Below are 13915 nucleotides of genomic sequence, written 5' to 3' on the forward strand. Positions count from 1 at the left end.
CGCGCGACGCGGTGCCCCTCGCGCCACACCGGCAGGTGTGGCGTCTGTTTTTCACTTTGTACGGGCCTGTCCGGCCCTGAAGCCCCATGACATCTGACTCACCCACCCCCACGCGCAGCTTCACGCTCAGCGATTTCGACTTTGAGCTGCCCCCCGAGCTGATTGCGCAGCACCCCGCCACCGAGCGCAGCGGCTCGCGCTTGCTCGATGGCTCATCGGCCACGGTGGTGGACCGCATTTTTCATGAACTGCCCGGCTTGCTCCAAGCGGGCGATCTGCTGGTGTTCAACGACACCAAGGTGGTCAAGGCCCGCATCTTTGGCGAGAAGGCCTCGGGCGGCAAACTTGAATTGCTGATCGAACGCGTGCTGCCTGGCCATCAGGTGGTGGCGCACATGAAGGTGAGCAAAAAGCCTTTGATCGGCGGCAAGATGTTCATGATGGGCGGCGCCCACAACGGCGGATTTGACGCCGTGCTGCTGGGCCGTTGGCCCGATGAAAACGGCCAGTTGTTTCATCTGCAACTGAGCGACGAGCCGCACGCCTTGATGGAAAAGCACGGCGTGGTGCCACTGCCGCCTTACATTGAGCGCCCTGCGGGCGCGATCACCCACACCGATTCAGAAGAGGACGCGCAGCGCTACCAGACCGTGTTTGCACGGGCACCCGGCGCGGTGGCTGCGCCCACGGCCGCGCTGCATTTTGACGAAGGTGTTTTGGCCGCCCTGGCGGCGCGGGGCGTGCACACCGCGAGCGTGACGCTGCATGTGGGAGCGGGCACTTTCCAGCCAGTCAAGACCGAGAACATCGCCGAACACACCATGCACAGCGAATGGTACGAAGTGCCCGAAGCCACGCAGCAAGCGATTGCCGCGTGCAAGGCACGCGGTGGCAAAGTGCTGGCGGTAGGCACAACCACCGTGCGCACGCTGGAGTCGTGGGCAAAATCAGGCTTGGCCACTGGCGACACACAAATCTTCATCACACCGGGTTTTGAGTTTCAGGTGGTCGACCGCCTGATCACCAACTTCCACCTGCCCAAAAGCACCTTGATGATGCTGGTCAGCGCATTTGCGGGTTACGAACACATCATGGGCCTGTACCGCCACGCGATCGCGCAGCAGTACCGGTTTTTCAGCTATGGGGATGCGATGCTGCTGGTTCGGCGCTAAAATTAGCTCTTTATTTGGCGCACTTGGAGTTTCGCTATGGAAACCTTGATGACCCAACAGACGGTGAGCATGTCTGAGTTCAAACGCAATCCGGCCTCAGTTTTGCGTTCTGCCAACCGACGCCCCGTGGCCGTACTCAGCCACAACAAGGCCGCGTTCTACATGGTCGAGCCGGCTTTGTTTGAAGCCATGCTGGCTCAAATGGCAGACCGTGATCTGGAAAATCTGGTCAGGTCTCGCTTGGAGCAAAAGGCGCAAGCCATTTCGGTGGACATCGACACGGTTTAAGCGGTGGCTTACGCCTTGAAATTCTTACCTGAGGCTTTGGCCGAATGGCAGGCACTGGATGGCTCCGTCAAAGATCCTTTGCGCAAACTTCTAAAAAAACGCCTAGAAAACCCTCACGTCCCTGGCGGCGCATTGCATGGGGACTTGCAGGGTTACTACAAGATCAAATTGCTCAAGCAAGGCGTCCGACTGGTTTACGCTGTTGAGGACGATGTTCTGATCGTCATGGTCATGGCTGTTGATCGTCGCGAAAACAGCAGGGTGTACCAATCCACCTTGGACCGGCTGCTGGCTTCCAAGCCTTAAAGCTGCAAGAACACCCGCCCACCCTCCACCTTGACCGGCCAAGACTTGGCAGGCTCGGTCGCCGGGCCGCAGGCCACTGAGCCGTCGCGCAGGCTGAACTGCGCCTGGTGAAAGGGGCATTCCACGTGCTCGCCTTCGACAAAGCCGTCGCACAGCTTGGCGTTGCCGTGAGTGCACAGGTTGTTGATGGCGAAGACTTCCCCCTCCACGCTGAACAGCGCAATGTCTTGGCCCCCTGGCGTCACGGCGATGCCTGCGCCTTCAAACAAATCGGCCTCGGCGGCCACGGCGGTCCAGTTTGTCATGGTCATATCGGATAAATGATGGCGTTGGGAATCATTTCGCTGTCGTACACGCACAGGCGTTCGGCGAACTTCAGGCCCTCAGGGGTCTTCACGATGGTGTCGATGTAGCGGCCCACATTGAACACGGTGCTGGCCTTATCGAGTTTGGTGCGGAACACCGCATAGTTGGCCTCGGCATGGATGCGCTCACAGTCAACGCGCCGCACCACCGGCGCGCCCACCACATGCCGCTGGTAATACGGGTCGTGGTACAGCGTCTCTTGGATGCCGTAGACGCGGTCTTTCAACATGCCTTTGCTGGTGAACGACAGGGTGCACAGCGGAAAGCCTCGCTCGTGGTTTTCTCGCGGAATGAGTTTGTACACGCACTGCTCGGTGAAAAACTCCGGCCACAAATCCCAGTGGCCACTGTCCACGGCCAGGGCGTAATCGGCGTACAGGCGGCTCAAGGCCATATGGGTTTCAAAGTTCACCATGGGGATTGTGCTCATCTTTAGGCCTCCATCACTTTGCGCCAGTATTCGTACATGCCCCGGATCAGCGTCTCGGTCACCATGTGATCCGTCTCGCCCACATCACGCCCCCCCAGCTCCACCAGCATGCGGTGTTCGGGTTTGGTCTCGAAGGCTTGCTGCGAGAACTCGATCACCTCGCCGTCGTCCGCACTCACAAACCCTGCGGGGCCAAACAGGTTGGACTGGCGCAGGCGGCGCTCGGTCATCTCGGGCGTGTCGTCCTCAAAGCCAAAGTGTGTCCAGACAAAATCAAAAGCGCCATGCCCGTCAGGCTGGATGTGGCGGGTGGACACGCTGTTGACCTGCTGCTGAAAAATCACGCTGGGAAACAGCGTCATCATCACCGCCGTCGGCATCTGGTCTCCCATTTGCCACCAGTCTTCGGGCACGATGTCCAGAAAGCTGGCGTCGTGCAGCTGCATGCTCTCCTTGAAGCTGCTCACTTGTGTGACTTGCGACGCCTGCCCCGTGGCCTGGCCCGCGCTGCCCCGGGTCGAGATCATGGCGGCATGGCGGTGGTGCGCGTCCATGCGCAGCTCGCTCTTGTTGTCGGCTCGCCAAAGGCCAAAGGTCACAAACCAGGTGTGCAGCAAGCCGGGGTGGTAGGGGTCTTTGATGTTCTCTTGCATCAGCTTCCAGTTGCCCGGAATGCGCTGGCGGTTGTAGCCCAGCACCACCAACTTGCGGCCGTTGAACAGGCGGTCAAAGTACTTCAAGATGGTCGGACCCATGAAGTCTTCGAGCGACTCCACAGCAGGGTCAAACGACGCGAACACCACGCCGCCACGGGTGGCGACTTTCAGGGCCGTGAGTCCATGGTCTTTGGGGTCAAAGTCAGCGGGCATGCCACCGTTGACCTTGCCGTCTTGCCGCACGCCACGCCGAAACGGCACGCCTTGCAAGTCGCCCTTGAGGGTGTAGCTCCACTGGTGGTAAGGGCAGACAAACTCTTTCTTGTTGCCGTGGCGTTCGCGGCAAAACTGCATGCCCCGGTGGGCGCAGACGTTCTCGACCACATGGATCTGTCCGTCGATGGCACGCGTCATGATGACCGAGCGCTCGCCCACCACGGTGCGCTTGAAGTCGCCGGGATTCGGAACCTCAGCCTCCAGGCCCACATAACTCCAGTGACTTTTGTAGAAGAAGCGCTCCAGCTCCTTTTTGTGCAGCGCCTCGTCGGTGTAGACGGCAAACGGGACACGGCTGGTGCCAGGCGTTTCCCAGTGGATGGGGTGTTCGTTCATGCAGGTCTCTTTCTGTTTGGGGTTTTGTAGTTCGGACCTTCAGGTCCGACGCTGGCGTTTTCGGAAGACGTCAATGTCGGGGCTAAAGCCACCGACCTACAAGACTTGACGGGCATCATGCTCAACCCTTCGAATTCCGTAAATCGAATTTCAAAGATAATAACTATTTGAATTTAAAATAACAAAGACGCATGGACCTTGCCCGCCTCGACCTGAACCTGCTGCTGGTGTTTCACCACCTGCTGCGCGAGAAGCGTGTGTCGGCGGTGGCCACAGTGCTCGGCATGAGCCAGCCCGCCGTCAGCAGCGCCTTGGGCCGTTTGCGCACCAGCCTGGACGACCCCCTGTTTTTGCGCACCCAAGGCGGCATGTTGCCCACACCCTATGCGCTGCAGCTGGCCGAGCCCGTGGCCAAGGCGCTCGATGGCCTGCAGCAAGCGCTGCAGGTGCGCGCCTCCTTTGACCCAGCCACCAGCGAACGCCGCTTCACCCTGGCCATGACCGATGTGGGCGAGATGTATTTCCTGCCGGTGTTGATGGACGCGCTGGCCCAAAGCGCCCCGAGCGTCACGCTGAACGTGGTCGCTGTGACCAGCGCCAGCCTGGGTGAGGACATGGCCACGGGCCGCACCGACTTGGCGCTGGGCTTGTTGCCGCAGTTGCAGGCTGGCTTCTTCCAGCAAGCGCTGTTTCGCCAGCCCTATGTGTGCCTGATGCGAGAAGGTCACCCACTGGCCAATGCAGACACCTTGCCCCTGCCCGACTTCGCCGCCGCCAGCCATGTGCGGGTGATCGCCGCAGGCACGGGCCATGGGCGAATCGACGAGGCCATCAGCGAAGCGCTGGAGCGCCAGGGCTTGCAGCGGCGCATTCGCCTGACGGTGCCGAACTACGTGGCGCTGGGCGATGTGCTGGGGCACTCGGACTTGATCGCCACGGTGCCCGAGCGCTTCGCTCAACGCGTCACACGCCCCTTTGCCCTCAGCACCCGTACCCTGCCTTTGGCTGTGGACGGCAGCGTGATCCACCAGTTCTGGCATGCCCGATTACACAAAGACCCGGGACACCAATGGCTGCGCGAGTTGGTCGCGCAATGGTTTGGTGATGGCAGCAAAGCCAGCGCAGAACAAATGGCCTGAATTTTTGGAGAACCGCTCAGAGGGTGTGCTCCTACAATTCAGGCCTCAGCTTTAGGCCTTACATGCTCCAATTCGACCTCCTCAAAACCGACCCCTCCAGCCACGCCCGTCGCGGCACATTGACGCTGAACCATGGTGTGGTGCAAACGCCCATCTTCATGCCCGTCGGAACCTACGGCACCGTCAAAGGCGTGATGCCGCGCAGCCTGCACGAGATGGGCGCGCAGATCATTTTGGGCAACACCTTTCACCTGTGGATGCGCCCGGGTCTGGACATCATGAAGGGCTTTGGCGGCCTGCACCAGTTTGAGAAATGGGACAAGCCCATCCTGACCGACTCGGGTGGGTTTCAGGTCTGGTCGCTGGGCGACATGCGCAAGATCACTGAAGAAGGCGTGACCTTTGCCAGCCCTGTGAACGGCGACAAGCTGTTCATGTCGCCCGAAGTGAGCATGCAGATCCAGACCATCCTGAACTCGGACATCGTGATGCAGCTCGATGAGTGCACGCCTTACGAGACCAAGGGCCACCTGACGACCGAGGCCGAAGCGCGCAAGTCGATGGAGATGAGCCGCCGCTGGGCTGTTCGCTCAAAAGATGAATTCGCCCGCCTGGAAAACCCCAACGCGCTGTTTGGCATCGTGCAAGGCGGCATGTTTGAAAACCTGCGCCAGGAATCGCTGGAAGCGCTGGTGGAGATGGACTTCCCGGGCTACGCGGTCGGCGGTGTGAGCGTGGGCGAGCCCAAAGACCTGATGCTGCAGATCATGGCGCACACGCCCCACCGCCTGCCCGCGAACAAGCCGCGCTACCTGATGGGCGTGGGCACGCCCGAAGACCTGGTGCAGGGCGTAGCCGATGGCGTGGACATGTTCGACTGCGTGATGCCCACCCGCAATGCCCGCAATGGCACGGTGTTCACCCGCTTTGGCGACCTGAAGCTTCGCAACGCCCGCCACAAAAACGACCCGCAACCGCTCGACACCAGTTGCACCTGCCATGCCTGCGCGGGAACATCTGGCGTGTCGTGGGACCAAGGCGGCCGAGACGGTTTCAGCCGCGCCTACATGCACCACCTGGACCGCTGCGGCGAAATGCTCGGCCCCATGCTGACCACCATCCACAACCTGCACTACTACCTGAACCTGATGCGCGAGGTGCGCGAATCGCTGGACGCAGGCCAGTTCTCTGCGTTCCGGGCGCAGTTCAAGACGGATCGGGCCCGCGGGGTTTGAGGTATTTATCCTTGCAAATCATGGAATGAGCCTCCATTTTTGCAAGGATGTTTCAACCTCTTGGCGCCTCAGTCGGTCGTGAACACCGTCAACACCCCGGTGTAACCGTACAACTGGTTGCGGGCAATTTCTCCAGCTGCAAAAAAGCCCACCAAGGGCACATCGCCCAAGGCATGCCGAATAATCTGCATCTCGGCACTCGGGCCGCCAAAGTGCGGACCGCCGCGTCCGGTGCAGCTCACATACACCGCGCCCGCGATGCGCTGGCCTGCCTGGGGCAAGGTCGGCACCGGGTCGTCGCTCAGGGCATTGATCGCCTCGATGGACAGCATATCGGGCTCCAGCGCTTCGCGGATTTCGGCGCACACGCGCACCAGGTCGGCACGGGCCGCTTGTACGTCGCGGCGGCAAAACGTCAAGCGCATGCCCGGCTCCAGGTGTTCGGCAATGGCCACGCCTTGGCGCAAGGGGTCCAGGCCAATGATGTGGCGCACCCGCACATCGTTGCCCAGATTGCCCGCACGGCCCACACCGGACTGCCCGGGTGCGCTCAGACCGACCAGGGTGGAGCGCACCACCGCAATGGCTTTTTGCGGCTCACTCAGGCTGATGTCCAGATCGGCCAACATCACATCCAGCGCGGCCTCGCCCGCCAACTTGAGCACCACATGGCCTTCTGCTTCGGTGATCTCGCGCTCGGGGGCCACCGGTTGACAGCCTTGTGTCACGCGCGACAGCAAGGCCACATCAGGCGAAAACGCCACGCCACTCAAGCCGCCTTCGAACACACCGCCGTGGGCTTGTGCCCCTACCGCGTCTTCGGCCCGCACCGCAAACTGCACGCTGCGCGTGCGGCTGGCGCTCAGACCGCCAAACAAATAGCCTTGCTGGGTGCGCTCGGCCATCTCTTTGATCAGCTCTGCCAGGTCGGGCGTGTGTGGGTCCGCGTGCACCAAGGCCGCATCGGCCCAACCCGCAGGCAGCGGTGACACCCCCGAAAACACGCGGTACTGCTCGGGCGTCAGGTCGCACAGCATGAGCGCCATGGCGGGTTCGTCAAAGTACTCCGCGTTGTTCACCGCCACACCAATGCCCACTGTGCCCGCCCAGTCGGGCACCTCGGGCAGCGCCTGACGCAAGTGGTCGAGCAAGGCCTGCGCATCGGCCGCGTAATGGTCGGTGATGTAGAGCAAGCCCAAACGGGGTTGGCTGGCGTAATCGGGCAAACCCATCTGGGCGCGCAGCTGCGCCAGCACCAGGCCAGCGGCCATGCGCCACTGCGGATGGGTGGCGTGGCCACAAGGAAACAACTTCATGGGCGACTTACTTCTTAGGGGCTTTGCGCGGCGCGGCCGTGGTGGATTTGGCTGCGGGCTGGGTGGCTTGACGGGTGGCTTTGACAGGCGCAGCGCGTGCTGTTTTTCTTTGGGTCGCCGTGGCCTGGGCCGCAGACTTGCCCCGGCTTGGGATCGCAGCAGCTTGACCTTTTGAGCCCGTTGCCGCTTTACGGGCAGTCGGAGCCTTCACCTTGGCAGCGGCTTTGCTGGCCGTCTTGGCGGCCATGCCGGCCTTCATGGCTTCACCCGCCACGTCCTTCAAAGCGGCCGCCGCAATGCCTTGGAACTGCTGGGTCAAAGCACCCCACCACTGCATCGGGTCCACGGCCGGTTTGCCCGCTTCCGTGGCCGTTGAATCTGAGGGGGCCGAAGCCGGGGCGGGCTCAGCGGCTTCGGCAGGCGTTGCCGTGGCGACTTGAACTTCGGGATCAGGCTGCGCCTGTGGCACTGCTTTGGGGGTGAACAGCGAAGGACGGGGCGCTGGCGCAGAACCTGCAGTTGAACCCGGGGCAGGCGCGGCCTCGGCAGCCGCCGCAGCAGGCTCGGCCACCGGGGGCTTGGCCGTGAACGCCTTGGCCAAATCGGCCATGTTCACGTTCATGCTTTGCAGCGTGGTCAAGGTCATTTTTTGCACTTCCATGGCCTGGATGGTGGCCTTGAGTGCTGTGGTGTTTTGCTCCAGCCAGAACAGCACCGACTTCAACTCCTGAATGCGTTTGTCGATGTCTTCGATGTTCAGCGTGGGGGCTACCCAGCTGGCCATGCCGGGCATGCCAGACATGCCAGGGGCCGCAGCAGGCTGAGCTTGTGAAGCGGTTTTGGACAGGTTTTGTAAAAAGTCAAAGCCCGGCACAAATTGGCCAAAGCCGAAGGCGGAAGGGTCGCTCATGGCAGTTCCTTGAAAATTGGTCTGCAAAGCTTACCTGAAGACGCTTTCAGATCAGCCGACCGCCTTTTAACGCCGATGCTTCACCCGATCGCACATCGTCTGGCAAATATGCACGATTTGGTCGTCTGCAATCGCATAGTAAATTTGCACACCCTTTCGCCGCTTGCTCAAAATGCCTTTGCGATACAACAGGTTCAGGTGCTGCGACATGTTCGGCTGCGTCGTTTTCACCGCCTCGATCAATTGCCCCACGTTCTTTTCACCATGGCAAAGCGCACTGATGATGTGCAAGCGCATGGGGGCAGACAACAGCCCAAAAAGCTCGGCTGCGTCCTTCAGAACCTTCTCCAGGTCTCCTTCGTCTTGCGTTGTCATGGCCGCTCAAGCTTCCACAAACACCCGCGCCTTGCGCGGCGTCAACACCAAAGTCTCGCCTTCCTTGAAGTCTTGTTGGCGGTACTGAGAGGCCGAGAGTTGCGCCTCGATGACCGCGTCTTTGCCAAACAGGCCCGCTTCCACGGGGTCCAACTCCAAACGCGCCACGGGCCCCACCACAATGGCGCGGCTGAGCTTGGCCACGATACCGGTGTGCGCAGAGCCCGGCGTGTAACGCGCCACATCCAGATCGTGTGGGCGCACATAGGCAAAGGCCTTGGCGTCTTGCACCTGGCCGTGCTCCGGGCTTTGCAGGCGGATGGCGTGCTGGTCCGCACCGATCAGCATCTCGCCTTCGTGGGCGCGGCCATGGAACAAATTCACATCGCCCAAAAAACCATACACAAAAGGGCTGGCCGGGTGGTCCCACACCTGTTGGGGCGAGCCGATCTGCTCGATGTTGCCCTTGTTCATCAGCACCACGCGGTCGGCCACTTCCAGGGCTTCTTCCTGGTCGTGCGTGACAAAGATGCTGGTCACATGCAACTCGTCGTGCAGGCGGCGCAACCAGCGGCGCAGCTCTTTGCGCACTTTGGCGTCCAGCGCGCCAAAGGGCTCGTCGAGCAGCAGCACCTTGGGCTCCACCGCCAACGCACGGGCCAGCGCAATCCGCTGGCGCTGCCCACCCGACAACTGCGAGGGGTAACGGTCAGCCAGCCAATCGAGCTGCACCAAGCCCAAAAGATCGTGCACCTTGCGCTTGATTTCAGCCTCGCTGGGGCGCTGGTTTCGGGGCTTGACGCGCAGGCCAAAGGCGACGTTCTCGAACACCGTCATGTGGCGGAACAAGGCGTAATGCTGGAACACAAAACCCACTTGGCGCTCACGCACATGCACATGCGTCGTGTCGGCACCACTGAAGGCGATGGTGCCGCTGTCGGCCGTTTCCAGGCCCGCGATGATGCGCAGCAGCGTGGTCTTGCCGCAGCCCGATGGGCCCAGCAGCGCGACCAGTTCGCCCGAGTCGATGTCGAGGCTGACATTGTTCAGCGCAGTGAAGTCGCCAAACTGCTTGTTGACGTTACGGATTTCGATGCTCATGTTTCAAACCAAAATCTAAAGGTGAAGTCAATGGACTGGCTGCTCGGGCGGGGTGTTGGCCGAAGCCTTGAGTTCTTGCTCGTGCCGCCACTCGATGAAGGACTTGATGGCCAGGGTAACCAGCGCCAGCAAGGCCAGCAAAGACGCCACGGCAAACGCGGCCACCGACTGGTATTCGTTGTAGAGAATCTCAACATGCAAGGGCATGGTGTTGGTCTGCCCCCGGATATGACCCGACACCACCGACACCGCGCCGAACTCGCCCATGGCCCGCGCATTGCACAAGATCACGCCGTACAGCAGCCCCCATTTGATGTTGGGCAGCGTCACGCGCCAAAAGGTTTGCCAGCCCGTAGCCCCCAACACAATGGCCGCTTGCTCTTCGTCGTTGCCCTGAGCCTGCATGAGCGGAATCAACTCGCGCGCAATGAAGGGGAAGGTGACAAACACCGTGGCCAAAATGATGCCGGGCACCGCAAACACGATCTTGATGTCGTGTGCCTGAAGCCAGGGGCCAAACCAACCCTGTGCGCCAAACATCAGCACATAGATCAAACCCGCCACCACGGGCGAAACAGAAAACGGTAAGTCCACCAGTGTGGTTAAAAGCGACTTGCCCTTGAATTCGTATTTGGCAATGGCCCAGGCCGCTGCCACGCCAAACACCAAGTTCAGCGGCACGGCCACTGCAGCGGTGATCAAGGTCAGCCGAATCGCCGACCAGGCGTCCGGCTCTTTCAGCGCTTCCAGATACGCGTCCAGCCCCTTGCGCAAGGCTTCGGTGAACACGGCGGCCAGTGGCAAGACCAAAAACAAAAACATGAAGGTCAGCGCCAAGCCAATCAGGCTTCGGCGTATCCAGCGGGCTTCGGTGGTGCCCGCCTGCACCTTGCTGGCGGTGAGTGTCTGACTCATGAGGAAGCTCCCGAGCGGCGGCGTTGCCAGGTTTGCAAAGCGTTGATAATCAGCAACAAGATGAAGGAGAACACCAACATGACCAGGGCCACGGCGGTGGCGCCCGCGTAGTCGTATTGCTCCAACTTGCCGATGATGATGAGCGGCGTGATCTCGGACACCATGGGCATGTTGCCCGCGATGAAGATGACCGAGCCGTATTCACCAATCGCACGCGCGAACGCCATGGCAAAGCCCGTGAGCAAAGCGGGGGCGATGGTCGGAAAAATGACCCGGCTGAAGGTCTGCCAGCGTGTCGCCCCCAAGCAGGTGGCCGCTTCTTCGAGTTCTTTTTCAGTGTCTTCCAGCACCGGCTGCACGGTGCGCACCACAAAAGGCAAACCGATGAAGATGAGTGCGATCACCACCCCATTGGGGTTGAACGCCAGTTGAATCCCCAGCGGCTCCAGGTATTGGCCAATCCAGCCGTTGCCTGCGAGCAGCGCCGTGAGCGAAATGCCCGCCACCGCTGTGGGCAAGGCGAAGGGCAAATCCACCAAAGCGTCCACAATTTTTTTGCCAAAAAAATCGTAGCGCACCAGCACCCAAGCGATCAACAGACCAAAGAAAACATTGACCAGCGCGGCTATAAAAGAAGCGCCAAAGGTCAATCGGTACGACGCCAGAACACGCGGCCCGGTAACGGCGGCCCAGAACTGCTCCCAGGTGAGGGTGAAGGTTTTGAAGACCAGTGCAGACAGCGGAATCAGCACGATCAGACTCAGGTAAAAGACGGTGAAGCCCAGGGTCAGGTTGAATCCGGGCAACACCCTGGCTGGCGTCCGCCGTGGGGCGGGCGCCGCAATGGGCAATGCGGTCATGGAGAGAACTTATTTGACGGTGTAAATTTTGTCGAACTGACCGCCATCGTTGAAGTGCAGTTTTTGCGCCTCAGCAAAAGAGCCAAACACCTCGTTCACGGTGAACAACTGCAAAGGCTTGAAGGTGGCGGCGTGCTTTTTCAGCACCGTGGCCGAGCGTGGACGCAATGCGTGTTTGGCCGCGATCTCTTGGGCTTCTTCAGAGTACAAATAGTCCAAATAAGCTTTGGCCAACTGGCCCGTGCCTTTCTTGGTCACCGTGCGCTCGACCACCGCCACCGGGTTTTCGGCCACGATGCTGATGGACGGGTGGATGGCATCGACCTTGCCCACGCCAAATTCGCGGTCCACCGACACCACTTCCGATTCAAACGTGATCAGCACATCGCCAATGTTGCGTTGCAAGAAGATGGTGGTCGCATCGCGCCCACCTTTGGCCAGCACCGGCACGTTTTTGTAGAGCTTGCTCACGAACTCGGCCGCATCGGCGTCCGAGCCGCCCTTCTTCTTCACATAGCCCCAAGCGGCCAGGTAAGCCATGCGGCCATTGCCACCGGTCTTGGGGTTGACCACGATCACCTTGATGCCGGGTTTGACCAGGTCGTCCCAATCCTTGATGCCCTTGGGATTGCCGTTGCGGGTGAGGAACAACATGGTCGAGGTGGTGGGCGAGGCATTGTGTGGGAAGCGCTTGTTCCAGTCTTTGCCGACGATGCCGGTGCTGGCCAAAAAGTCCACATCGGTGGTGGTGTTCATGGTCACCACATCGGCGTCCAGACCGTCATTGACTGCGCGCGCTTGGGCGCTGGAGCCGCCATGGGCCTGATCGATTTTCACGTCCTTGCCGGTGGTCTTTTTGTAATGCGCCGCAAAGGCGGTGTTGTAGTCCTTGTAGAACTCACGCGCCACGTCGTAGGAAGCGTTGAGCAAGGTCTGGGCGTTGGCCGCCAAGCCTGACAAGGCCAGCGTGATGGCCAATGCAATGTGGGTGTGTTTTTTCATGGTGAATCAGAAGGAAGAATGGGTGCGGTTGCTTGCTATCTGCCCGTCGCAGTGAAGGACCCATAGCAAGCCATGGCGGCGATTGTGAAAGCAGACGCTTCCATCTCAAACAACTCATTTGTTGTTTGCTTATGCCAATTCACAGCTAAAGCCGATGCCTCACTTGGCGGTGTAAATCTGGTCAAAGAAAGCGCCATCGGCAAAGTGGGTTTTAGCGGCTTGCTCCCAACTGCCAAAGGCTTCTTCGATTTTGAAGAGCTTGATCTTGGGCAGCTGCTTGGCGTACTTGGCTTGGGCTTTGGGTGAAATGGGGCGATAGAAATGCTTGCCGATCAGGTCTTGCGCTTCATCGCTGTACAAGAACTGCAAATAGGCCTCGGCCACTTTGCGGGTGCCTTTTTTGTCCACGTTTTTATCGACCACGGTGACCGCTGGCTCGGCCAGGATAGACAGCGAGGGGTAAACGAAATCGACCTTGTTGCCGAATTCTTTTTCCAGCAAATACGCTTCGTTTTCCCAGCTGATCAACACGTCGCCCTGCGCACGCTGGGCAAAGGTGATGGACGAGCCCCGGGCCCCGGTGTCGAGCACGGGCACGTTTTTGTACAAGGCCGCCACAAAATCTTTGGCCCTGGCTTCACTGCCGTATTGGCGTTTGGCAAATTCCCACGCGGCCAAATAGTTCCAACGGGCCCCGCCCGATGTTTTGGGGTTGGGCGTGATCACGCTGATGCCGGGTTTGACCAAATCATCCCAATCTTTGATACCTTTGGGGTTGCCTTGTCGCACCACCAACACGATGGTGGAGGTGTAGGGCGAGCTGTTGTGCGGCAGGCGCTTTTGCCAGTCTTTCGGAATCAGCTTGCCGTTTTTGTGCAGCGCGTCGGTGTCACCGGCCAACGCCAAGGTGGCCACATCGGCGTCCAGCCCGTCGATCACCGAGCGGGCCTGTTTGCCTGAGCCGCCGTGCGACTGCTTGATGGTCACGTCTTGGCCGGTTTGGGTCTTCCAGTGTTTGGCAAAGGCCTGGTTGAATTCGGCGTACAGCTCGCGGGTCGGGTCGTAAGACACGTTGAGCAAGCTCACGGAGGCTTGGGCCTGCACTGCCAAACCTGAAAAAGTCAGCGCGAGAAATGCAGCGAGTTTGAGGAAAGGGCGTTTGTTTTGCATGGGATCACTCCAGAAATACACATCAAAAATCTGATGAGATGAATTCTGAAAGCCCGACCACA

General features: G+C 60.2%; 16 protein-coding genes. 5 read left to right on the plus strand and 11 right to left on the minus strand.

The annotated features are described in order from the left end of the window. Window positions 1-86 precede the first annotated feature (86 nt). The 3 genes from queA to QZ190_RS06775 are packed head-to-tail and all read left to right on the plus strand — an operon-like array spanning window position 87 to window position 1766. On the plus strand, window positions 87-1172 hold the full coding sequence (gene queA, locus QZ190_RS06765; protein ID WP_291915014.1) for a tRNA preQ1(34) S-adenosylmethionine ribosyltransferase-isomerase QueA: 1086 nt from the start codon (window positions 87-89) through the stop codon (window positions 1170-1172). A gap of 36 nt (window positions 1173-1208) precedes the next feature. Beyond that, window positions 1209-1460 carry a type II toxin-antitoxin system Phd/YefM family antitoxin gene (locus QZ190_RS06770; RefSeq protein WP_291915015.1) on the plus strand — a complete coding sequence of 84 codons (252 nt, stop codon included), beginning with the start codon at window positions 1209-1211 and terminating at the stop codon, window positions 1458-1460. A gap of 3 nt (window positions 1461-1463) precedes the next feature. Beyond that, window positions 1464-1766 carry a type II toxin-antitoxin system RelE/ParE family toxin gene (locus QZ190_RS06775; RefSeq protein ID WP_291915016.1) on the plus strand — a complete coding sequence of 101 codons (303 nt, stop codon included), beginning with the start codon at window positions 1464-1466 and terminating at the stop codon, window positions 1764-1766. Here the strand turns inward: QZ190_RS06775 and QZ190_RS06780 are convergent. The 3 genes from QZ190_RS06780 to QZ190_RS06790 are packed head-to-tail and all read right to left on the minus strand — an operon-like array spanning window position 1763 to window position 3830. Continuing rightward, window positions 1763-2077, minus strand: a complete 315-nt coding sequence (locus QZ190_RS06780) for a non-heme iron oxygenase ferredoxin subunit (protein ID WP_291915017.1) — start codon at window positions 2075-2077, stop codon at window positions 1763-1765. The two genes, QZ190_RS06775 and QZ190_RS06780, sit on opposite strands and share 4 nt — an antisense overlap. Further along, window positions 2074-2562, minus strand: coding sequence for a nuclear transport factor 2 family protein (locus QZ190_RS06785; RefSeq protein WP_291915018.1), 489 nt, complete (start codon window positions 2560-2562; stop codon window positions 2074-2076). The genes QZ190_RS06780 and QZ190_RS06785 overlap by 4 nt, the downstream gene beginning before the upstream one ends. A 2-nt stretch (window positions 2563-2564) precedes the next feature. Beyond that, entirely contained in the window at window positions 2565-3830 is a 1266-nt protein-coding gene (locus QZ190_RS06790) for an aromatic ring-hydroxylating dioxygenase subunit alpha (RefSeq protein WP_291915019.1), read from the minus strand. A 191-nt stretch (window positions 3831-4021) separates the two neighbouring features. On the opposite strand from QZ190_RS06790, the gene QZ190_RS06795 reads away from it, so the two are divergent. Further along, a complete protein-coding gene (locus tag QZ190_RS06795; protein ID WP_291915020.1) occupies window positions 4022-4969 on the plus strand; it encodes a LysR family transcriptional regulator in 948 nt (315 codons plus the stop codon). A 62-nt stretch (window positions 4970-5031) separates the two neighbouring features. Next, entirely contained in the window at window positions 5032-6204 is a 1173-nt protein-coding gene (gene tgt, locus QZ190_RS06800; RefSeq protein ID WP_291915021.1) for a tRNA guanosine(34) transglycosylase Tgt, read from the plus strand. 68 nt (window positions 6205-6272) lie between these two features. On the opposite strand, the gene QZ190_RS06805 is transcribed toward tgt, so the two are convergent. The 8 genes from QZ190_RS06805 to QZ190_RS06840 form a co-directional block, all read right to left on the minus strand. After that, window positions 6273-7520 (minus strand): FIST N-terminal domain-containing protein, encoded by a 1248-nt coding sequence (locus QZ190_RS06805; protein ID WP_291915022.1) that lies wholly within the window; start codon window positions 7518-7520, stop codon window positions 6273-6275. A 7-nt stretch (window positions 7521-7527) separates the two neighbouring features. After that, entirely contained in the window at window positions 7528-8430 is a 903-nt protein-coding gene (locus QZ190_RS06810) for a PhaM family polyhydroxyalkanoate granule multifunctional regulatory protein (protein WP_291915023.1), read from the minus strand. A gap of 66 nt (window positions 8431-8496) precedes the next feature. Continuing rightward, window positions 8497-8805, minus strand: a complete 309-nt coding sequence (locus QZ190_RS06815) for a helix-turn-helix transcriptional regulator (protein WP_291915024.1) — start codon at window positions 8803-8805, stop codon at window positions 8497-8499. A gap of 6 nt (window positions 8806-8811) precedes the next feature. Further along, on the minus strand, window positions 8812-9906 hold the full coding sequence (locus tag QZ190_RS06820; RefSeq protein ID WP_291915025.1) for a sulfate ABC transporter ATP-binding protein: 1095 nt from the start codon (window positions 9904-9906) through the stop codon (window positions 8812-8814). A 27-nt stretch (window positions 9907-9933) separates the two neighbouring features. Beyond that, on the minus strand, window positions 9934-10821 hold the full coding sequence (cysW, locus tag QZ190_RS06825) for a sulfate ABC transporter permease subunit CysW (protein WP_291915026.1): 888 nt from the start codon (window positions 10819-10821) through the stop codon (window positions 9934-9936). After that, complete coding sequence (cysT, locus tag QZ190_RS06830; RefSeq protein WP_291915027.1) at window positions 10818-11681, minus strand: sulfate ABC transporter permease subunit CysT; 864 nt, start codon at window positions 11679-11681, stop codon at window positions 10818-10820. The genes cysW and cysT overlap by 4 nt, the downstream gene beginning before the upstream one ends. Window positions 11682-11690: 9 nt before the next feature. Beyond that, on the minus strand, window positions 11691-12683 hold the full coding sequence (locus tag QZ190_RS06835; protein ID WP_291915028.1) for a sulfate ABC transporter substrate-binding protein: 993 nt from the start codon (window positions 12681-12683) through the stop codon (window positions 11691-11693). 159 nt (window positions 12684-12842) lie between these two features. Then, on the minus strand, window positions 12843-13853 hold the full coding sequence (locus QZ190_RS06840) for a sulfate ABC transporter substrate-binding protein (RefSeq protein ID WP_291915029.1): 1011 nt from the start codon (window positions 13851-13853) through the stop codon (window positions 12843-12845). Between the last annotated feature and the right edge of the window lie 62 nt (window positions 13854-13915).

This window comes from Limnohabitans sp., from assembly GCF_017848645.1.
GTDB lineage: Bacteria > Pseudomonadota > Gammaproteobacteria > Burkholderiales > Burkholderiaceae_C > Limnohabitans_A.